We start from the raw sequence: 19,372 nt of genomic DNA on the forward strand, positions 1-19,372 counted from the left end.
GCGGCAATGGAACATGACGTGGCCATCCTCAGTCCAGCGGAAATCGGCCGTATTGCGCGGCGGATCGACCGGCCTGTGGTGCTTGTGGGCATGATGGGCGTTGGCAAGACCACGGTCGGACGAAAGCTGGCCTCGTTGCTGCACCTGCCCTTCCTCGATGCCGACGAAGAGATCGAGCAAGCGGCGCAGATGCCGATCCCGGAAATTTTCTCGACGTATGGCGAACCTTATTTCCGCAGTGGTGAGCGAAGGGTGATTGCCCGCCTGCTCGGCGCCGGCCGCCATGTCGATCGCAAGGTCCTGTCGACAGGGGGCGGTGCTTTCTGCGATCCGGCGACGCGGGCGGAGATCCTGCAGAACGGCATCGCGGTCTGGCTCGACAGCGATGTCGATACGCTGGTGGCCAGGGTAGGCCGCAAGGACAACCGCCCTCTCCTGCGCACTGGTGATCCGCGCGAAATCATCACCCGGCTCAAGGCCGAACGCGAACAGTTCTATTCGCAGGCACACATCCGCGTCGTCAGCGCGGCTCAACCACACCAGGTCACCGCCTGCGCCATACTCAAGGCAATCGACGAATGGCTGTAATTCCCGTGGACATTGCCGGCGCTCCCTATGAGGTGCGCATCGAAGCCGGACTTCTTGCGCGCGCGGGCCAGCACTGCCGCCCTTTCATTCGCAAGGACCGGGTTGCCATCGTCACGGATGCAAACGTGGCAGCCAGCTGGCAAGGCATCGTCGGGGCCTCCTTCGAGGCTGTCGGCATCAGGCCCGAATGGCTGGTTCTGCCAGCCGGTGAGAGCACCAAGAGCTGCGAGCAGCTTGCCCGGGTCGTTGATTTCCTTCTGGACCTCGAGACCGAGCGCAAGGACAATGTCGTCGCGCTTGGCGGTGGCGTGATCGGCGATCTCACCGGATTTGCAGCCTCGATGGTCAAGCGCGGTTGCGGCTTCATCCAGATACCAACAACCTTGCTGGCGCAGGTGGATTCCAGCGTTGGCGGGAAGACTGCCATCAATACGCCGGCGGGCAAGAACCTTGTCGGTGCGTTTCACCAGCCCTCGCTGGTTCTTGCAGATCCGTCGGCGCTCGATACGCTGCCCCTGCGCGATACGCGCGCCGGTTATGCCGAAGTCGCGAAATACGGCCTGATCGACGACGCGGCCTTCTTTGAATGGTGCGAGGCCAATGCTGCCGGCATCCTGGCGGGTGGCAGCGTTGCACGCGAAACCGCCATTGCCCGCAGCGTTGCGGCCAAGGCCCGCATCGTCGCTGCGGACGAGAAGGAAACCACTGGGACGCGGGCACTGCTCAACCTTGGCCACACCTTTGGCCACGCGCTGGAAGCGGAAACGGGCTTTTCCGAACGTCTGCTCCACGGCGAAGGTGTCGCGCTAGGGATGGTACTGGCCGCGCGATTTTCGGCCCGGCAGGGGTTGATGCGCGGCCAGGACGCCGAGCGCATTGCCGCGCATATCGGCACAGTGGGGCTGCCAGCCTCGCTTTCGGCGCTGGGCATCTCGTGTGATGGCAAGCGTTTGGCCGACCACATGCTGCACGACAAGAAGATGGATGCGGGTACCCTGCCCTTCCTGCTCATGCGGGGCATCGGCCAGACGTTCCTGGCAAAGGATGTCGATCTTGCCGAGGTTGCCGCTTTCCTCGACGAGCAATTGCGGGCCTAATTTTCAGGCGTCAGGTCGACCACTTCGAAATCAGGCAGGACGGCCCGGCGCAACAAGGTCCGGTGGCAACCGTGCGCTTCGCGCTCGTAGCATAGCAAGGCGACGTTGCGTTGTTGCGCCAGGTCGGCAAGCTGCGCTCCGGCAGCGATCGCTTCGGGCAATTCCAGTTGCCCCTCGTAGATCCTTTCCAGCGCAGCATGATCGTTGCGGCGGGCTGCAGCCCTGCCCTCGGCCGGCGTGCCCAAGGCACGAAAGTGGACATAGTCGATCCCGGCCTCGCGCGCATTGGCAGCCAGTGCTGTCTTCGAAAAGCCCGGCCGGCGCGAGAGTGGCAGTGCGCGCACATCGGCGAGCACTTCCACTCCGGCTTCACGCAGGGCCGACATCACTGCAGGTACAGTTGCCTGCTCATAACCGATCGTCCAGATCTTCCGCTTGCTCATACCGCCAAGGTGGGGCCTTTGACAGTCAGATCAAGCGGTTAAGCGCCTTTGAACGCCGGCTTGCGTTTTTCGAGGAACGCCCTGCCACCTTCCGACGCATCTGCGCTGTCACCGGCTTTCCACTGGCCTTGGGCTTCGCTCAGCAGCGCGTTGGCGTAGTCTGTCTCGAGAGCCCTTGCGATGTTCTGGCGCATCACGCCAAGCGCGACCGACGGCCCTGCCGCAAGCCGGGTTGCCAAGGCCAGCGCCTCGTCCTGCAGGTCGGCATCGTCCACGGCCCGGTAGATCAGACCCCAGTCCTGCGCCTTGTCTGCCCCGATCTTTTCGCCGAGCATCATCATCTCCGTCGCGCGCGCCTTGCCGACCAGCCGAGTGAGCATCCACGATGCGCCACCGTCGGGCACGAGGCCTATGTTCACGAAAGCCTGGAGGAAATAGGCGCTGCGACCGGCCAGCACAAAATCGGCAGCCAGCGCGATGGAGCAGCCGACGCCTGCTGCCGGGCCGTTTACCGCCGTGACCAGAGGCACCGGCAGGTGCGCCAACGTCATCATCAGCGGGTTGTAGGCCTGCGTCAGCGAGTTGTAGGCGCCCCTCCCGCCGCTTACCGAACGTTCGCCGCGTGCGGCAAGATCGGCTCCGGAACAGAAGGCACGGCCTTCGCCCGTGATCAGCACCGCACGCGCACCACCAACGTCGCCCACGGCATCAGCAATTTCGAGTGCCATGTTAGGCGGACAGGCGTTCAGTCGCTCCGGCCGGTTGAGCACGATCTTGAGCACGTCGCCAATGCGCTCGACGCGAATGGTCTCGTAATCCATCTGGGCACCTTCTCCTGTCGCATCTGCTGTTCATGCGTCAGACAGAGGGATACCGGCTTGCGCGGATGAATCCACCAAAAATTAATTGCCCGATTAAGTTGCCAGGTAGGAGCGTGCCCGGATTGCCTGGCCCTACGCGGGATAGGCCTGCGCAAATGCGGCTGCCGCTCCGAACAGTCCGGGCTGCGGATGCGTGATCAACTTGACGGGGATGGCTGCCATCAAGCCCTCGAACCGGCCCTTTGCCCGGAACCGGTCGGCAAAACCGGATCGGGTGAGCGTGTCCTTGATCCGCAAGCCAAGTCCGCCCGCCATGACTACTCCGGTAGCGCCGTGAGCAAGGGCAAGATCTCCCGCCACGCTGCCGAGCGAGAGGCAGAAGCGGTCCACGGCGGCGGCCGCCAGGCTATCCTGCCCCGAAGTGCCCAGTTCCCACAGTTCGCGGTCCGTCCGCGGCGTGTAAGGGCGGCCTTCGATAAGCGCCAGCGCTTCGTAGATATCGACAATGCCGGGGCCAGCCACCACGCGCTCCACCGAGACACGGCGATGGCGCTTGCGCAGACCCGCCAGGATCGCGTCCTCGATCGCGTCGAGCGGCGCGTAGTCGATGTGGCCACCTTCGGTAGGCTGCACCCTGTAGCAACCCTCGTCGCGCCACAGTTGCGCCACGCCAAGCCCCGTGCCCGGCCCCACGACGCTGATCACGCCCTTGGCCGGAAGCTCGCTGTCGGGTCCCGACAGGTGGATGAAATGTTCATCATCTGCCTGCGCCACCGCATGGGCGACGGCGGCAAAGTCATTCACCACGACATACTGGTCGGCACCAAGCTTCTCGGGGATCATCGCTGGCCGGATGATCCATGGGTTGTTGGTGAAGCGGATCACTTCGCCGCCCACCGGCCCCGCCACGGCGATTGCTGCCGCCTTGGGCAGCGGGGCGTCGACGATGCGGCCGAAGTCTTCCCAGGCCAATTGAAATGAGCCATGCTCGGCAGTCTTGAGGGTGACCGCTTCGCCCAGCGAAAGCACTCTGCCATTGGCAACTTCAGCGATGGCGAAGCGCGCGTGCGTCCCGCCAATATCGACGGCTACAACTTGCATCCTGTCCCCCTGAAAACCTTAGAGCCCGGCCGCTGCCAGCATGGCTGATCCGCCACGCTCCGCTGGGTCCGAGTAATGGCGCATCAGCGCAAAGAGTTCGCGCCCGACGCCAAGGCCGCTTTCGGGAGCAGCCGCTTCGTCGCGCGCGGCCCATTCCGCATCCGCAACCAGCGCGACCAGCTCGCCCGTGTCCGCGCTGACCCGCACCACATCGCCATCGCGCAAGCGGGCAAGCGGTCCGCCAAGCTTTGCCTCCGGCGAGACGTGAATTGCAGCAGGGACCTTGCCCGAGGCACCCGACATGCGGCCGTCGGTAACGAGTGCCACCTTGAATCCCCGATCCTGAAGCACGCCCAACGGCGGGGTCAGCTTGTGCAGTTCCGGCATGCCATTGGAGGCCGGCCCCTGGAAACGCACGACAACAACGACGTCCCTCTCCAGCTCGCCGGCCTTGAATGCCGCCAGCACATCGTTCTGGTTGCTGAATACACGGCACGGCGCCTCGATCGTCCACCGCGAAGGATCGACTGCGCTGACCTTGATCGTGCCACGGCCAAGATTGCCCTTGAGCAAGCGGAAACCGCCTTCTGCCTGGAACGGCGCATTCACCGGGCGCAGCAGTTTGTCGTCTGCCGATTCCTGCGGAGCAGGCAACCACTTCAGCGCATCCCCGTCCATCACCGGCTCCTGCGCGCCTTCTTCGAGAGACTTGCCATAGACGGTCATGATGTCGGCGTGGGCAAGGCCGGCACCGATCAGTTCGCGGATGACATAGGGCATGCCGCCGGCTGCGGCGAAGGCGTTCACGTCGCCTGCGCCATTGGGATAGACGCTGGCAATCAGCGGTACGGCGCGGCTCAATTCGTCCATGTCGTCCCAATCGATCTGGATTCCGGCGGCACGGGCGATGGCAGGAAGGTGAATGACATGATTGGTCGATCCGCCCGTTGCCAGAAGCCCGGCAATGGCATTGACGATCGCCTTTTCATCCACACACAAGCCGAGCGGGCGATAATCGTCGCCGTTCCAACCGATCTGAGCAATGCGATGGACGGCGGCGCGGGTCAGTTCCTGGCGCAGCTTCAGGCCAGGCTGCACGAAGCTGGACCCCGGCATGTGCAGGCCCATCATCTCCATCATCATCTGGTTGGAGTTGGCGGTGCCATAGAACGTGCAAGTGCCCGGCGAATGATAGCTGGCGCTTTCGCTCTCGAGCAGCTCGTCGCGCCCGACCTTGCCCTCGGCATAGAGCTGGCGGATGCGAACCTTTTCCTTGTTGGGAAGACCGCTTGGCATCGGGCCGGCGGGGACGAGGATGGTGGGCAGGTGGCCGAAGCGCAACGAGCCGATCAGCAGGCCGGGCACGATCTTGTCACAGATGCCGAGCAGCAGCGCACCTTCGAACATGGCATGGCTGAGGCCGACGACCGCTGCCATCGCGATGTTGTCGCGGCTGAACAGCGACAGTTCCATCGAATCCTGCCCCTGCGTCACGCCGTCGCACATCGCCGGCACGCCGCCTGCGACCTGCGCAGTCGCGCCGACCTCGCGGGCGAAGATCTTGATCTGCTCGGGGTAGCGGCCATAGGGCTGATGCGCCGAGAGCATGTCGTTGTAAGCGGTGACGATGCCGATGTTCATCGCCTTGCCGCTCTTGATAAGGGTCTTGTCCTCACCCGATGCGGCAAAGCCATGGGCGAGGTTTCCGCACGAGAGCTGCGGGCGGTTGAGACCTTTCTCGCGCGAGCGTTCGATCAGATCAAGATAGGCGGCACGCGTCGGCCGCGAACGCTCGATGATGCGTTGGGTGACGCGCTCGACAATCGGATTCAAGGGCATCATTCGCTCCAGTATATGGTCACGGGCGGGCCGTAGCCGCGCAGGAAATCGGTGACGGGATAACGCGCATCACCGCCAAGCGCTGCATCGAGCAGCGCCTTCTTCGAGGCACCCGTCACGACAAGGATGATCTCCCTTGTCGACTTCAGCGCCTTTTCATTGAGGGTAAACCGGTCGAAAGGCGCTTCGGGTGGTAGCGGGATCGGGGTGGTTGCGATCACTGCAGGACCAGGGCGGACATGCGCTGTCATCTCGGGAAACAGCGAAGCGACGTGGCCATCCTCGCCCATGCCGAGCCATACGAGATCGAAAGGAGCCACTGCTGCGCCTTCCTCGAGACGCTCGAACTTCGCACCGGATTGCCCAAGCGCCGCATGGATCTTGCCGAAGTTGCTGGCGGGGTGGTCGTCCGCAACCCTGCGATCGTCAGTAAGCGCAATGGTCACGCTCGCCCAATCGAGCGGGCGATCCTTGAGCAATGCCAGCACCTTGATCGGCGTGGACCCGCCGGTAAAGGCAATACGCTTCGTTCCCGATCCTGAAACCACGCGCGCAATATGTTCAGCCACTGCGGCAGCGTCACCGGGCTGTGCCCATTGTATGCTCGCCGGTACGCGATCAGTCATTCCAGCTTCTCCCGTCCCGCTCGGTCAGGGCGATGCCCGCATTGGGGCCCCATGACCCGGCGGCATAGGGCCGGGCTTCCATTTCGGAGTCAGCCCAAACCTTGCGGATGGCGTCGACCCATTTCCACTGCGCTTCCACCTCGTCGCGGCGGACGAACAGCGTCTGCTCGCCTTCGATCAGGTCGAGCAGCAACCGCTCATAGGCAATGCGGCGGCGCGCCTTGGCGAAGGCTGTGGTCAGCGACAGATCCAGATTGACCTCGCGCAGCACGATGCCGCCGCGGTCCAGCCCCGGCTCCTTGGCCATCACCTGCAGCCGCACATATTCCTCGGGCTGCAGACGGATCACCAGGCGGTTCGCGCGAATTCGTCCGCCGCGCTCGGCAAAGACGTTGTGCGGCACCTGCTTGAACTCGACGACGATCTCGCTGCGCCGCTCGGCCAGGCGCTTGCCGGTACGCAAATAGAACGGCACACCGGTCCAGCGCCAGTTGTCGACGTGCGCCTTGATCGCCACGAACGTCTCGGTATCCGAAGGCTCGCCCAGGTCTTCCTGATACCCGGCGACCGAAGCCCCCTTTACCGCGCCGGTGCGATATTGCCCGCGCACCATCTCCTCGGCCTTCACCGGGCGAAGCGCGCGCAGCACCTTGACCTTCTCGTCGCGGATCGAAGTGGCATCAAGGCTGGCGGGCGGCTCCATCGCGGTCAGCGCCAGCAATTGCAGCATGTGGTTCTGCACCATGTCGCGCAGCGCGCCGGTATCGTCGTAGAAGCCCTTGCGCCCTTCGAGGCCGACCGTCTCGCTGACCGTGATCTGCACATGATCGATGCCGCCTGCATTCCACAACGGTTCGAACATCATGTTGGCAAAGCGCAGTGCCATGAGGTTCTGGACCGTTTCCTTGCCGAGGTAATGGTCGATCCGGAAGATCTGTTCCTCGGCAAAGGCGCCGGCGACTGCGTCGTTTATCCGCGTCGACGATGCGAGGTCGTTGCCCAGCGGCTTTTCAAGCCCGATCCGCACGTTGGCATGGGCGAGACCTGCGCGCTTCAGGCCTTCGATGGTGGGCTCGAACAGGAACGGCGCCGTCGACAGGAAGATCGACAGGCCGCACGATGTATCGCCAAGCTTCTCCGCCAGTGCGCCAAAGCCATCGACGTTCGACGCATCGAGCGTCTGGTACTCCAGTCGCTCCAGGAAGCTTGCCAGCTTCTCCTCGTCGCGCCTGTCTTCGGGCAGGAATTCGGCAAGGGCAGCGCGGGCAAATTCGCGGAACTCGGCATCGTCATGCTCGGATCGCGCGGTGCCGACGATACGCAGGTCTGGCCGGATCAACCCGTCCTCGTGCAAGGCATAGAGCGAAGGCAGCAGCATGCGCCGCGAAAGGTCCCCGGTTGCGCCGAACAGCAGCAAGGCCGAGCAACTGGTTTCGATCATCGACGCAATTCTCCCTTGGGCAGTGCAATCCAGACGGCGCCTGCCTGATGGCGAACGCCCTAGACCCTTATGCGCCGCCGGGCATCACGCATATGTATGCCGGATAGCTATGCACGGAAGCGGCAATCGGGATTGTGCAACGCAACAGACCTGAGCGCAATCCCGCCCGGACCGCTACTTCCCCGGATGCAACCGGACGGCAAGGCCACCGCCGGGCGCCAGCCAGGCTGGCAGGACATCGCCCTTCTTCACCTTGAGCGTGGCGTAGGCGATGCGGTGCCGGGCCTCGGTTTCGTAGGTTGCGCCTTCGCCATCCTTCCACACCGTGGCGGTATAGGTCTTGCCCGGCTCGAGGAAGTCCAGGCTCAGCGAGACATCGCGGGCGGTGGCATCGTTGACGCCACCGACATACCAGTCCTGGCTGTTGCGGTCCTTGCGAGCGAAGATGGCATAATCGCCCACTTCGCCGGCAATCAGGTGACTTTCCGACCAGTCGGCCGGGACTTGCTTGATAAACGCCAGTTCCTTCGGGTGCGCTTCAAGGCTCTCGATGAAGTCCGCCGCCATCTGGATCGGCGAGTACAGCGCAAGATAGAGCCCAAGCTGCTTGGCAAGCGTAGAGGCGAGCGGAACCTTGTTCGCACCTTCGAGGCTCAGGATGCCGGGGGTGTAGTCCATCGGTCCGGACAGCATCCGGGTATAGACCAGCGTCGGTTCGTGATCCGGTCCGTTGGCGAACTGGCCCCAGGCATTGTATTCCATGCCGCGTGCGCCTTCACGGTCGATCCAGTTGGGATATGTGCGGCGCAGCCCCGTGTCCTTCACCGGCTCATGCGCGTTGACGACGATGCGATACTTCGCTGCCGTCTCGACGACCTTGAGGTGGTGCTCCACCTGCCTCTGCCCGTCGTGATATTCCATCTTGTACGTGTCGGGCGTGTCACCGGGGGCGAGGATGCCACCGGCATCGGCGACATAGCCGGTCTTCACGGCGCGGACGCCAAGCTTGTCATAAAGCTTCATCGCGTCTTCGAGCTGGGCTTCGTAGTTGGCGATATTGCCGCCGGTCTCATGATGCCCGATCAGCATGACGCCCTTCTTCGCGCCATACTTCGTCACCGCGTCGATATCGAAATCGGGCGTGGCCTGGGTATAGCTGAACTCCTTGCCGTTGCCGAACCAGGTGCCGTTCCAGCCCTTGTCCCAGCCTTCGACCAGCACGCCGCCGAAACCATGCTTTGCGGCAAAATCCATGTACTGCTTTGTCCGCGCAGTCGTGGCACCGTGCTTGGGACCTTCCGCCCACGACCAGTCGCCACGGATCATGCCCCACCAGATGCCGATGTACTTCATCGGCTTGAAGTACGAGACATCGCCGATCTTGTTCGGCTCGTTAAGGTTGAGCTCCAGGTCGTTCTCGACAATGCCCTTGGCGGTGTCGGCCACGCGCATCGTGCGCCACGGCGTGTTGAACGGCACCGCGCGCGTCACTTTCGGCCCGCTCGACGATGGCGCGAGTGTCGCACGGAAGGATGTGCTAGTCTGGCGCTTCAGCCACATGCCCGAGTAATCGACCAGCGCGGCTTCGTGGAACGACAGGTGGGTGCCATCGTCCAGTTTCATCGTGATGGGCGTATGCGCAGTGGACACCGCATCGATCGGGGTCTTCTGATAGACCTGCTCGTAACGGTTCCATTCGCCGCCGGGAATCCACCACGCAGTGCCATTCTGCGCGACGTTGAACTCGGTCAGCTCGTCGGCGATCTTCATCACCTTCATCGCCGATTGTTCAGGGATCTCGTAACGGAAGCCAAGCCCGTCATTGAACAGACGGAAGCGCACGTTCATCCGACGGCCTCCCCAGTCAGGGACCTGCTCGAACTTGACCAGCAATTCGTTGTGATTGTCGCTGACGTAGCGACGCTCGCCCCACGGCTGTTCCCAGGTTTCCTTGCCCGAGGCGGTCTCGCTGCCGATGATCTTCTGGCCACGCTGCATCGTCGGCCCGTCGCTGGTGATGAAGCCCAGCATCGAAGAGCCAAGCAACAGCTTGCCCTTGCGGGTCAGGCTGTAGAGCGGGTGGCCGTCGTTGTCGGTGGTGACTGAAAGAACCAGCGATCCATCGGGCGAGGAGGCCGTCACCGTCTCTGCCAGCGCAGGGGAAACGAAGGCGCACGAAAGGGTCAGCGCCAGCGGCGCTGCGACGTTCAGAAGGTTACGCATCAGATCCTCTCTTCGATCAGCAGCGCGCCGAACGGCGGCAACTGCCCCACAGTGGCGCCGTTTACCGACGCGAGTTCATTGCCATCCCGCACCAGACCTTGCGGCCAGACCACCGCAACGGAGGACAGGTTGAACATGCCTGCAATCGATTGGTCACCCGAATTGCGGCGGATGACAAGCAGGCATTCGTCTGCATGGAGAACTTCGAACGAACCAAGTCGCAGGGCAGCGTGCTCTCGGCGCAGGCGAAGCAACATGGTCGTCAGGTTGAGAAGCGATGCTGGGTCGGCCTCCTGCCGGTCGACAGCGCGCGAAAGATTGTCCTCGCCGACAGGAAGCCACGGTGCTCCCGAGGTGAAGCCCCCCTCGCCTGACTGCACCATCCACGGCATCGGGGTGCGCGCGCCATCGCGCGACAGGGTCAATGGCCAGTTGGCAATCGCCTCTGGGTCCTGAAGCAGCTCGAACGGAATCTCCACCTGGGTCAGACCCAGTTCCTCGCCCTGATAGACGATGATGTTGCCGCGAAGGGACGCGAAAAGCATGGCCTTGAGGCGGGCAAAGGCCTCGCGCTCATCCTGCTGGCACCAGCGGGACAAGGCACGCGGCGCGTCGTGGTTCTCGAAGGCCCAGCTTGGCCAGCCGATGCCCGGCGTATCGGGCCACTTGGCCACGGCCTGCTCGACGAACCTTGGCGTCAGCTTGTCGGCATAGAGGAAATCGAAGCCATAGGCGCTGTTGAGGTGATCCTCGCCGGCGGTGAAGGCCTTCATCTCGGTCTCGGCCAGGTCCCCGCCGACTTCGGCCACGGTGAAGACCGCACCGTATTCATCGCACAGCTTCCGGGCGCGCTGAATGAACTTCAGGATGTCGGGGTGTGACTGGTTGTAGATCTTCAACTGATAGTCGAACGGTCGCGTCTTGCGACGACCGTCATCGGGCGCCGGCGGATTGTCGCGCAGCGTCGGATCGTGCATCAGGAAGTTCAGAGCATCGAGGCGAAAACCGTCCACGCCGCGATCCAGCCAGAAACGCATTACGCCGAGCAGCGCTTCCTGCACATCCGGATTGTGCGCATTCACCTGTGGCTGGCTCGAAAGGAAGTTGTGCAGATAGTACTGCCGCCGCCGCGCATCCCACGTCCATGCCGGTCCGCCGAAGACCGACTGCCAGTTCGAAGGTGGCGAACCATCGGGCTTCGGGTCGGCCCAGACGTACCAATCGGCCTTGTCGTTCAGCTGGTCCTGCCGGCTTGCGGCAAACCACGGATGAAGATCAGAGGTGTGGGCATAGACCTGGTCGATCGTCACCTTAAGGCCGAGTTCGTGGGCCCGCTTCACCATCGCGTCGAAATCGTCGAGCGTCCCGAAGATTGGATCGACGTCGCAGTAGTCGGCAACATCGTAGCCGAAATCGCGCATGGGTGACTTGAAGAACGGCGATACCCAGATCGCATCAACGCCAAGACGCGCCACATGTTCGAGGCGCTGCGTTATGCCGGGCAGATCGCCGATGCCATCGCCGTTTGAATCGCAGAAGCTGCGCGGATAAATCTGATAGATCGCAGCGCCACGCCACCACGGCGCGTCGGCCTGGGGCTCGGGGCTGGCAAGAACGGCTTCTGAAGTCTTCATCGAACAGTGATTTCCGGGGAGGGAGCAACGCGGCAGACCATGCTGCCGAAGGCGGGTAGATTGACGGTTACGCTGCCAGGTGCGGAAACCTGCGCCGGGCATTGGCCATAAAGCGTCTCGAGGCTTGTGGCGGATGCACCGATCACGCTTCGCGTGGCGATCGGCTTGTCCGATGTGTTGAAGGCGATGAAGTATTCGCTACCGCTAACCGGATCGAAGCGGGAGACGGAAAACAATCCGGGCGCCTCCGAATACGTTCGCGTAACTTGCCGCCCCCGCGCAAGCGCCGGGTGATCCTTGCGAAGCTGGGCCAGGTTGGCGATCAGCTTGTAGAATGGGTGGGCAGGATCGAAGTTCGCCACCGCGGTCGATGCCGCAGTACCGAGCAGGCGGTTGTCGTTGTAGCTGGCAACCTCGCTGGCGAACATGTCCTCGCGCGCGTCCTGATCGTTGCCATCGCCAACAAAGCCCTGCTCGTCACCGGAATAGATAACCGGCGATCCCCGAAGGGTAAGAAGCATCACGTGGGCAAGTTCGACGCGCTGGGTCAGTTCCGCTTGCGAAATTCCCGGCATGTCCTTGGCGAGCAAGGTGGAGAACCGGCCCATGTCGTGGTTGCCAAGGAAGGTCGGCATTGCCAGCGCTGCCTCTTCACCACCCTGATAGAGCACGTCGCCATCGAAGGTGTCGGCCAGCACCTCGGTTCCCTTGCCCTGCCCCAGCACTGCGCGGACTCCACCCTGGAAGGCGAAATCGAGGACGGCAGGGTAACCGTCGCGGCGCGTGTAGCGGGCGATGGTGCCGGGATCCGACCCTTCGTGCGCCACTTCGCCAAAGATGGTGAAGTTCGGGATTTCGGCCTGCTTGGCCGTATCCAGCATGGCCGGTATGAACGCCTGCCAGAAGCCGGGGTCGACATGCTTGGCCGTATCGATGCGATATCCATCGATGCCGAACTGCTTGATCCAGTTGGCATAGATCTCGATCATTCCGGCACGCACGCGCGGATGTTCTGTGAACAGGTCGTCGAGGCCCGCGAAGTCGCCGAAGCGGCTGTTCTCGCCGCGAAACGTGCTGTCGCCGCGATTGTGGTAGAAGATCGGATCGTTGAGCCAGTCGGGGACCTTCACGTGCGCTTCGGCTGGCGGGACGAACGGTTCGTACGCCGCGCCGGGATCGGTGAGCTTCGCGAAGTTCGCCTCGCTGGAATCCTCGTCGCCCGAAAAGCCGTGATTGATCGGCTTTCCGTTCAGGCCGCCCTTGCGCGAATAGGGCCAGTTCGCCTTGTCGCGGTAGGTGTGTTGGCCACCCTTGTACTGGATGACGTCTGCCGTGTGGTTGGCGATGATGTCCATGTAGACCTTCATCCCCCGCGCATGCGCCGCATCGACAAGCGCCTTGAACTCGGCATTGGTTCCGAAATGCGGATCGACGCGGGTGAAGTCTGTGACCCAGTAGCCGTGGTACCCCGCGCTCTCCAGCCCCGGCCCGCCCTGCACCGGCTTGTTCCTGAACACCGGCGCAACCCAGATTGCAGTCGCGCCGAGGCCCTGCAGATAGTCGAGCCGGGCCGTCAGCCCTTTCAGGTCGCCGCCGTGGTAGAAACCCTTGGAAGCAGGATCAAACCCGGTCTTGTAGCGGTCACCCTTCAACCCGCCCCGGTCGTTTGACTTGTCGCCGTTCTCGAAGCGGTCGGGCAGCAGGAAGTAGATCGTTTCCCCGGCTGCCGGTCGCGCGCGGACCTCGGCCAGTGGGACATCTGCCAGCGCTGTCTGCGCTAGCAAAAGAGCAGGCAGGGCAAGGGCGAAAAGCTTAGGCATTGGCCGTTACCTTCCCACAAACGTGCGCCACATATTCGGCATGGGAGGGCATTCGGGCAACATCCTTTGCATAGGCACTGCGCACTGTTTCGAGAAACGCGGAGAGACTTTCTGGCGACACCTGATCGGCCATGGGGTGCCAGCGTTCGGGCATGATGCCTTGGCCGATCATTACCTGAACCCAGCCCGGTACGTCGAACAGTTCGTCATGCTCGCGAACGATGCGCCCGGACGCCCTGAACATGGCCAGACGCTGCGCCAACCCTGCCGGGACCTCCCCTGCACCTACCATCGACCTCAAGCCGTCCCAGAACGGCTCGCCATGCCTGCCGTTGGCCACATAATGGAGGATCACGAAGTCACGGATGCGCTCGATCTCGAAGGTTGCCAGGCGGTTGTAGCCATCGCGATCGGCATCCTGCACCGGCCCGTTGGGCAGGAAATCGATCAGGCGGCTGATCGCGGTCTGGATCAGGTGGATCGAGGTCGATTCCAGCGGCTCGATGAATCCGGACGACAGTCCGACGGCAACGACGTTGCGCTCCCAGAACCGTTCGCGCCGACCGGCCTTGAAGCGGATGGTGCGCGGCTCGGCCAGTTGTTCGCCGTCAAGCCGGGCGATCAGCCGCGCAGTGGCTTCATCCTCGCTCATCAGGTCGGAGCAAAAGACGTGACCGTTGCCGGTGCGGTGCTGAAGCGGAATTCGCCAGCACCAGCCCGCCGGCTGTGCGATGGAGCGGGTATAGGGCACGAGCGGCTCGGCCCGGGTGCAGGGCACCGCTACGGCGCGGTCACATTGCAGCCACTGGCTCCAGTCGACATAATCGACGCCCATTTCCTGCCCGAGCAAGAGACTGCGGAAGCCCGAGCAGTCGACGAAAAGATCGCCTTCGACAACGTCGCCACGGTCGAGGCGCAGCGCCGCAAGATCGCCATTCTGCGGATCGCGGTCAAATCCGACGATGCGGCCTTCGACCCGCCTCACCCCGCAGCCCTCGGCGTAGCGGCGCAGGAAAGCGGCGTAGAGAGAGGCGTCGAAGTGATAGGCATAAGGCATGGGCGGCAAGGCGCTACCCTGTGGCCTTTCGATATGCGCGAACTTGTCGGCCTCGCAGGCAACCGCGTTGAGAACGTAATCGCCAAGCGGACCGGCCATGCCTTCCGCCCGTCCGCGCAGCCAGTAATGGTGAAACGGAAGAACGCCAAGGCTGCGCCCGGTCAGGCCGAACCCGTGGATGTAGCGCTCGTCAAAGCCGCCCCAGCCTTCGAAGGCGATGCCGAGCTTCCAGGTGCCGTGCGTCTCGCGCAGGAACTGCGCCTCGTCTATGCCCAGCATCTGGTTGAACAGGCGCACCATCGGAATGGTCGCCTCGCCCACACCGACCGTACCGATCTCTTCGGACTCGACGAGCGTGACCTGCCAGTGCGGCGCGGCCAGGCGACCAAGCGCGGCCGCGGTCATCCAACCGGCGGTTCCGCCGCCTGCTATGACGATCCTGCGCTGATGTAAGGCCGGCAACGTATCTCTCCCGCAGCGAATTCTCATCAGAGTGCCTTCTGCGGGCACATTATTGCAACAGAATGGAGGGGGCGGTGATGAGGCCGCCCCCTCCGGAGGGATCAGAACTTGTAGTTGAAGCCGGCCATGAAGCGGCGGCCGTAGGTCTGGTAGTTGCGGATCTGCATCGGCGCGCCATTGTCGACCGAGACAAACGGTTCGTCAGTCAGGTTCTGGCCCTGCAGGAACAGCGACAGGCCGTTGAGCGAGCTGCCCGGCTGGAAGTCATAGCCGATCTGGGCATCAACGATGGTTTCCTTCAGTGCGCGGCGCAGTTCACGCTCGCCGCCGAAGCCGACGAAGATACCCTGGAACGACGAGCGGTAACGCGCCGATGCGCGGGCGTTGAAGCCGGACTTTTCGAAGAACAGCGTACCCGAGGCGACCCAGCGCGAGTAGTCCGGAAGGTCCATCGAGTCCGCGTTCGGGCCCGGCTTGATCGAGGTCTTGGTGTAGCCCACGCCGCCGGTGAAGCCGAAGCCCGAAAGCGCCGGGGTCACCACATCGAACGGAAGCGTGCCTGCCAGTTCGATACCGTAGAGCTTGCCGCCCGAACCATTGACCGCCGTGTTGATCGTGCCGACGTAGTTGGTGATCGGCACCGGCGCCACGATCGGCAGACCCGAGTAGTCGTAGGGCACGACATCCTTGTAGATGTAGTTGTCGAGCTTCTTGTAGAACATCTGCACGCCGAGGTAGCCCTTGCCACCGAAGTACTTTTCGATGTTCAGGTCTGCCGCCCAGGCACGATAGGGCTTGAGCTGCGGGTTGCCGCCGCTGCCCGAGATCACGCCGCTGGCGACGTTGTAGCCATAATCGATGCTGACCTTCATGTCCTCGAAGCGCGGACGCTGGATTTCGCGGGCTGCGGCAACGCGCACCACCCAGTCACCGGGGATGCGGAAGTTGAGGTTCATGCTGGGCAGGATGTCCCAGTAGCGATCCCCGCGCACCACCGGCACGAGGCTGGCGGCTGCGAGATTCTGGAAGCCGCGCGACTTCTGCTCGGTGTTCTGGGCAAGAACGCCGATGTTGCCGTCCATCTCGACCGCGCCGAAGGTCGCCTTGAGATCACCCTTGAGGTAGATCGACATCACGCGCTCGGTGACCGAATAGGCCTTGGCCGGAACGTCCTTCGAGGCATTGAGCGTCTTCACGTAGACGCCATCTTCAAGCAGCTTGAAGGGATCGTAGCCGATGATCGGACCGGCACCGATGAACGAAAGATCGGTCGCACCCGTGCGGTACTTTTCCGGAACGACAAGCGACTTGGCGCCGCCGGCGAGATTGAGGAAGTATTCTTCCGGCGTCTTGCCCTTCGTACGGTCGACGTATGCGGTGCCGATGGTCAGCTTCGACAGGAAGCTGTCTTCCAGCTCCTTGCCGACTTCGACCTGGAAGCTCTTGATCTCGTCATCGATGATGCGGTCGTTGTAGTAGCCTTCCTGCGAGCCCTTGGGCGCGCCACCACCCCAACCCAGCGGGTCGGTCAGAACGATCGAGTTGTAGTTGCCATAGTCGAGCGTGTTGCTGACGAACTTCGTGCCGGTGGGCCCGCTGACGAAGGTCAGGGTGTCGGTCGCGCCGACGCCCGCGCCAGGGCCGGTGCCTGCGTTGGTTTCAAGGCTCAGTTCGCTGCGATCGGTCTTCGAATAGCCGAAGTCGAACGAGGCCGACCAGCCATCATCACCTGCCCAAGCCGCATTGAAGCCGCCCGAGAAGATGTCGGAGTTGCGCTGGTAGCCATGATTGTTGACCACAGCTTCGACGCCCGAGAACGTACCCTTGGTGATCAGGTTGCCCGAGGATTCGATCCCGGTGGGCGAAAGCGTCGCGCCGCTCCAGGCCAGCGGGAATTCGACGCCGCGCTTGACCTGACGATCCTTGAAGTTGCCGTAGAAGGCATCGACGGTCAGGGTCAGTTCGTCGACGGGCTTGAACTGGACAGTGCCCTGAACGCCAAGCCGCTTAAGCTGGGTCGAGACGCCGAACGGCTTCATGCCGCCGATGATCTTGGTGTTATTCGGGCCATCGGCATAACCCCAGGCTTCGAACTCCTGCGCCTGGTAGGGCTCGTCGGTGTAGGCAGCCGAAAGCGCGACGCCGAGACGGTCTTCCATGAACTGGCCGACGTAGGTTGCCGTGGCGCGGTAGCCGAACTCGTTGCTGTCCTTGTTGACCTTGCCCAGATCGGTGTAGGTACCGCGACCGCCGAACGAGAGCAGGCTCTTGCCGAATTCGAGCGGACGGATGGTCTTGATGTCGACGGTGCCGACGAGGCCTTGGTGCACGAGGTTTGCCTGCGGCGCCTTGTACACATCCACGCGGCTGACGATTTCCGAGGGGAACTGGTCGAATTCGACGTTGCGCTGTTCGCCCGTCGAGGTCTGCGGACGGCCGTTCAGCGTGGTCGATGAAAGATCGGCGCTCGAACCGCGAATGGCGATCGAGTTGGCACGGCCGAACAGGCGCTGCGTGGTGAGGCCCGGAAGGCGGGCAATGGATTCACCGATCGATGCGTCAGGCAGGCGTCCGATATCTTCGGCCGAAACCGATTCCACGATCACCGGCGACGTCTTCTTGACGTTCACGGCGGTTGCGAGCGCAGCGCGGAAGCCGGTGACGACAATCGCCTGTTCTTCGCCCGCAGGGGCTTCTTCGGTAGCCTGCGGCTGTGCTGCAGCGTCCTGGGCCAACGCCGGCGTTGCGCCCAGCGCGGCAGTCATTGCGACGAGCGAAACGCCCGCAGCAGCGGTGAATGTGCGAATTGCCATGTTGAGTATCACTCCCCCAGACCGGAGATGTTCCGGCCCTGAACCTTGATTGCGAATACGACGGGGCCGCTGACCCGGCCTTCCGTTCAAAATGGTTTTAAGGGAGCAATGAAGATTGGCGAATATGGCATACGTATACTATGCATAACTCGTTGCACGCGTTACGATCCTGCCAGCCCGCACGGAAGCCGCCAGAAGGTGTGGAAATCCCGACTTTGCCGGTGTTTGGAATGCTGATGGGCGAGGCCTGGCGCAGCGCGTTGCGTGGAGCGGAAATCGCGCATAAACTCTCATTGGGCCGACCAAGGGAGCACACCTGGCGGCGGGAGAGACAGGATCATGGGGCGCAAGCCATCCAACAAGCCAACCAGTTTCGACATTGCCTATCTCGCCGGGGTATCGCAGCCGACCGTGAGCCGGGCATTGCGTGGAAGCAAGTCGGTCAGCCTTGCGACGCGGCAGAAGATCGAAGCGATCGCGCGGCAGTTGAACTACACGGTCGACAAGAATGCGTCTTCGCTGCGTTCGCAACGATCGAATACGCTGGCGCTGCTCTTCTTCGAAGATCCGACGCCTGATGAATCCAACATAAATCCCTTCTTTCTGGCCATGCTTGGCTCGATTACCCGCCACTGCGCCAATCGAGGGCTCGATCTGCTGATCTCGTTTCAGAAACTGGATGATGACTGGCACAAGCGCTATCAGGACAGCCACCGCGCCGACGGGCTGATCCTGTTGGGCTATGGTGACTACACTGCCTACGAGCCTCGTCTACGCCAGTTGATCCGATCCGGTACCCATTTCGTGCGCTGGGGGTCGGTCGATGATGGCACCATCGGGACAACGGTCGGCTCGGACAACTTTGGCGCAGGCCGTCTGGCCGGAGAGCATCTGCTGGCGCGCGGGCGGCGGAATATCGCATTCCTGGGCCAAGCGGATCCGCATTACCCGGAATTCCAGCAGCGTCATGCCGGACTGATGAAAGCGATCGCGACCGCCGGCCTGGTCGCCGATCGCGATCTCGTGGTCGACGCGACGTCATCGGAGGAGATCGGATACAATGCGGGGCGAACCCTGCTGGCCCGCGGCAAGCCGTTCGATGCGATATTTGCGGCGAGTGATCTGATCGCGATCGGAGCGATGCGTGCGCTGTCCGAAGCCGGCATTTCCTCGCCGGGAGATGTCGCGATCGTCGGATTTGACGACATTCCCGCCGCATCGTTGACCAATCCCCCCCTGACGACGCTGATGCAGGATATCAGGCTCGCCGGAGAGGCGCTGGTAGAGAGCGTGATTGCGCAGATCGAGGGCCGCCCTGCAACCACCCGCGTGCTCCCTGCCCGGCTCGTCGTGCGCGCAAGTACTGGTGGATGACGAGCTGGCAGCCGATGCATGTGTTTGGTATTC

14 protein-coding genes are annotated in these 19,372 nt (G+C 62.9%); 3 read left to right on the forward strand and 11 right to left on the reverse strand.

Features of this window, described 5'->3' with window-relative positions:
• The first annotated feature begins 6 nt into the window (after positions 1–6).
• Positions 7–588 (forward strand): shikimate kinase, encoded by a 582-nt coding sequence (locus B9A23_RS01825; protein WP_084277096.1) that lies wholly within the window; start codon positions 7–9, stop codon positions 586–588.
• Entirely contained in the window at positions 579–1,685 is a 1,107-nt protein-coding gene (gene aroB, locus B9A23_RS01830) for a 3-dehydroquinate synthase (protein WP_084277098.1), read from the forward strand. The genes B9A23_RS01825 and aroB overlap by 10 nt, the downstream gene beginning before the upstream one ends.
• Here the strand turns inward: aroB and B9A23_RS01835 are convergent.
• From B9A23_RS01835 to B9A23_RS01885, 11 genes are all read right to left on the reverse strand, one after another.
• Positions 1,682–2,128 carry a DUF488 domain-containing protein gene (locus B9A23_RS01835; protein WP_084277100.1) on the reverse strand — a complete coding sequence of 149 codons (447 nt, stop codon included), beginning with the start codon at positions 2,126–2,128 and terminating at the stop codon, positions 1,682–1,684. The two genes, aroB and B9A23_RS01835, sit on opposite strands and share 4 nt — an antisense overlap.
• 38 nt (positions 2,129–2,166) lie before the next feature.
• Positions 2,167–2,949, reverse strand: a complete 783-nt coding sequence (locus B9A23_RS01840) for an enoyl-CoA hydratase-related protein (RefSeq protein ID WP_084277102.1) — start codon at positions 2,947–2,949, stop codon at positions 2,167–2,169.
• A 132-nt stretch (positions 2,950–3,081) separates the two neighbouring features.
• On the reverse strand, positions 3,082–4,050 hold the full coding sequence (locus tag B9A23_RS01845) for a glucokinase (RefSeq protein ID WP_084277104.1): 969 nt from the start codon (positions 4,048–4,050) through the stop codon (positions 3,082–3,084).
• 18 nt (positions 4,051–4,068) lie between these two features.
• A complete protein-coding gene (gene edd / locus B9A23_RS01850) occupies positions 4,069–5,892 on the reverse strand; it encodes a phosphogluconate dehydratase (RefSeq protein ID WP_084277106.1) in 1,824 nt (607 codons plus the stop codon).
• Positions 5,889–6,515, reverse strand: a complete 627-nt coding sequence (locus tag B9A23_RS01855) for a 6-phosphogluconolactonase (RefSeq protein ID WP_084277107.1) — start codon at positions 6,513–6,515, stop codon at positions 5,889–5,891. The genes edd and B9A23_RS01855 overlap by 4 nt, the downstream gene beginning before the upstream one ends.
• Entirely contained in the window at positions 6,508–7,956 is a 1,449-nt protein-coding gene (zwf, locus tag B9A23_RS01860) for a glucose-6-phosphate dehydrogenase (RefSeq protein ID WP_084277110.1), read from the reverse strand. Before zwf ends, B9A23_RS01855 begins: the two co-directional genes overlap by 8 nt.
• A gap of 174 nt (positions 7,957–8,130) precedes the next feature.
• Complete coding sequence (locus B9A23_RS01865; protein ID WP_084277113.1) at positions 8,131–10,179, reverse strand: glycoside hydrolase family 97 protein; 2,049 nt, start codon at positions 10,177–10,179, stop codon at positions 8,131–8,133.
• Positions 10,179–11,813 (reverse strand): alpha-amylase family glycosyl hydrolase, encoded by a 1,635-nt coding sequence (locus B9A23_RS01870; RefSeq protein WP_084277116.1) that lies wholly within the window; start codon positions 11,811–11,813, stop codon positions 10,179–10,181. The genes B9A23_RS01865 and B9A23_RS01870 overlap by 1 nt, the downstream gene beginning before the upstream one ends.
• On the reverse strand, positions 11,810–13,633 hold the full coding sequence (locus B9A23_RS01875; protein ID WP_084277119.1) for an alpha-amylase family glycosyl hydrolase: 1,824 nt from the start codon (positions 13,631–13,633) through the stop codon (positions 11,810–11,812). Before B9A23_RS01875 ends, B9A23_RS01870 begins: the two co-directional genes overlap by 4 nt.
• Positions 13,626–15,179, reverse strand: a complete 1,554-nt coding sequence (locus B9A23_RS01880) for a tryptophan halogenase family protein (protein ID WP_084277121.1) — start codon at positions 15,177–15,179, stop codon at positions 13,626–13,628. Before B9A23_RS01880 ends, B9A23_RS01875 begins: the two co-directional genes overlap by 8 nt.
• Positions 15,180–15,253: 74 nt before the next feature.
• On the reverse strand, positions 15,254–17,965 hold the full coding sequence (locus tag B9A23_RS01885; protein WP_084277123.1) for a TonB-dependent receptor: 2,712 nt from the start codon (positions 17,963–17,965) through the stop codon (positions 15,254–15,256).
• Positions 17,966–18,304: 339 nt separating this feature from the next.
• Here B9A23_RS01885 and B9A23_RS01890 point away from each other — a divergent pair, with 339 nt between their 5' ends.
• On the forward strand, positions 18,305–19,339 hold the full coding sequence (locus tag B9A23_RS01890; protein ID WP_084277126.1) for a LacI family DNA-binding transcriptional regulator: 1,035 nt from the start codon (positions 18,305–18,307) through the stop codon (positions 19,337–19,339).
• Positions 19,340–19,372: the final 33 nt, after the last annotated feature.

It is taken from the genome of Novosphingobium sp. B1 (assembly GCF_900176395.1).
GTDB lineage: Bacteria > Pseudomonadota > Alphaproteobacteria > Sphingomonadales > Sphingomonadaceae > Novosphingobium.

Excerpts from the sequence above, each read along its gene's own strand:
- B9A23_RS01825 (WP_084277096.1), top strand. The coding sequence starts at position 7 with ATGGAACATGACGTGGCCATCCTCAGTCCAGCGGAAATCGGCCGTATT.
- aroB (WP_084277098.1), top strand. The coding sequence starts at position 579 with ATGGCTGTAATTCCCGTGGACATTGCCGGCGCTCCCTATGAGGTGCGC.
- B9A23_RS01835 (WP_084277100.1), bottom strand. The coding sequence starts at position 2,128 with ATGAGCAAGCGGAAGATCTGGACGATCGGTTATGAGCAGGCAACTGTA.
- B9A23_RS01840 (WP_084277102.1), bottom strand. The coding sequence starts at position 2,949 with ATGGATTACGAGACCATTCGCGTCGAGCGCATTGGCGACGTGCTCAAG.
- B9A23_RS01845 (WP_084277104.1), bottom strand. The coding sequence starts at position 4,050 with ATGCAAGTTGTAGCCGTCGATATTGGCGGGACGCACGCGCGCTTCGCC.
- edd (WP_084277106.1), bottom strand. The coding sequence starts at position 5,892 with ATGATGCCCTTGAATCCGATTGTCGAGCGCGTCACCCAACGCATCATC.
- B9A23_RS01855 (WP_084277107.1), bottom strand. The coding sequence starts at position 6,515 with ATGACTGATCGCGTACCGGCGAGCATACAATGGGCACAGCCCGGTGAC.
- zwf (WP_084277110.1), bottom strand. The coding sequence starts at position 7,956 with ATGATCGAAACCAGTTGCTCGGCCTTGCTGCTGTTCGGCGCAACCGGG.
- B9A23_RS01865 (WP_084277113.1), bottom strand. The coding sequence starts at position 10,179 with ATGCGTAACCTTCTGAACGTCGCAGCGCCGCTGGCGCTGACCCTTTCG.
- B9A23_RS01870 (WP_084277116.1), bottom strand. The coding sequence starts at position 11,813 with ATGAAGACTTCAGAAGCCGTTCTTGCCAGCCCCGAGCCCCAGGCCGAC.
- B9A23_RS01875 (WP_084277119.1), bottom strand. The coding sequence starts at position 13,633 with ATGCCTAAGCTTTTCGCCCTTGCCCTGCCTGCTCTTTTGCTAGCGCAG.
- B9A23_RS01880 (WP_084277121.1), bottom strand. The coding sequence starts at position 15,179 with ATGAGAATTCGCTGCGGGAGAGATACGTTGCCGGCCTTACATCAGCGC.
- B9A23_RS01885 (WP_084277123.1), bottom strand. The coding sequence starts at position 17,965 with ATGGCAATTCGCACATTCACCGCTGCTGCGGGCGTTTCGCTCGTCGCA.
- B9A23_RS01890 (WP_084277126.1), top strand. The coding sequence starts at position 18,305 with ATGGGGCGCAAGCCATCCAACAAGCCAACCAGTTTCGACATTGCCTAT.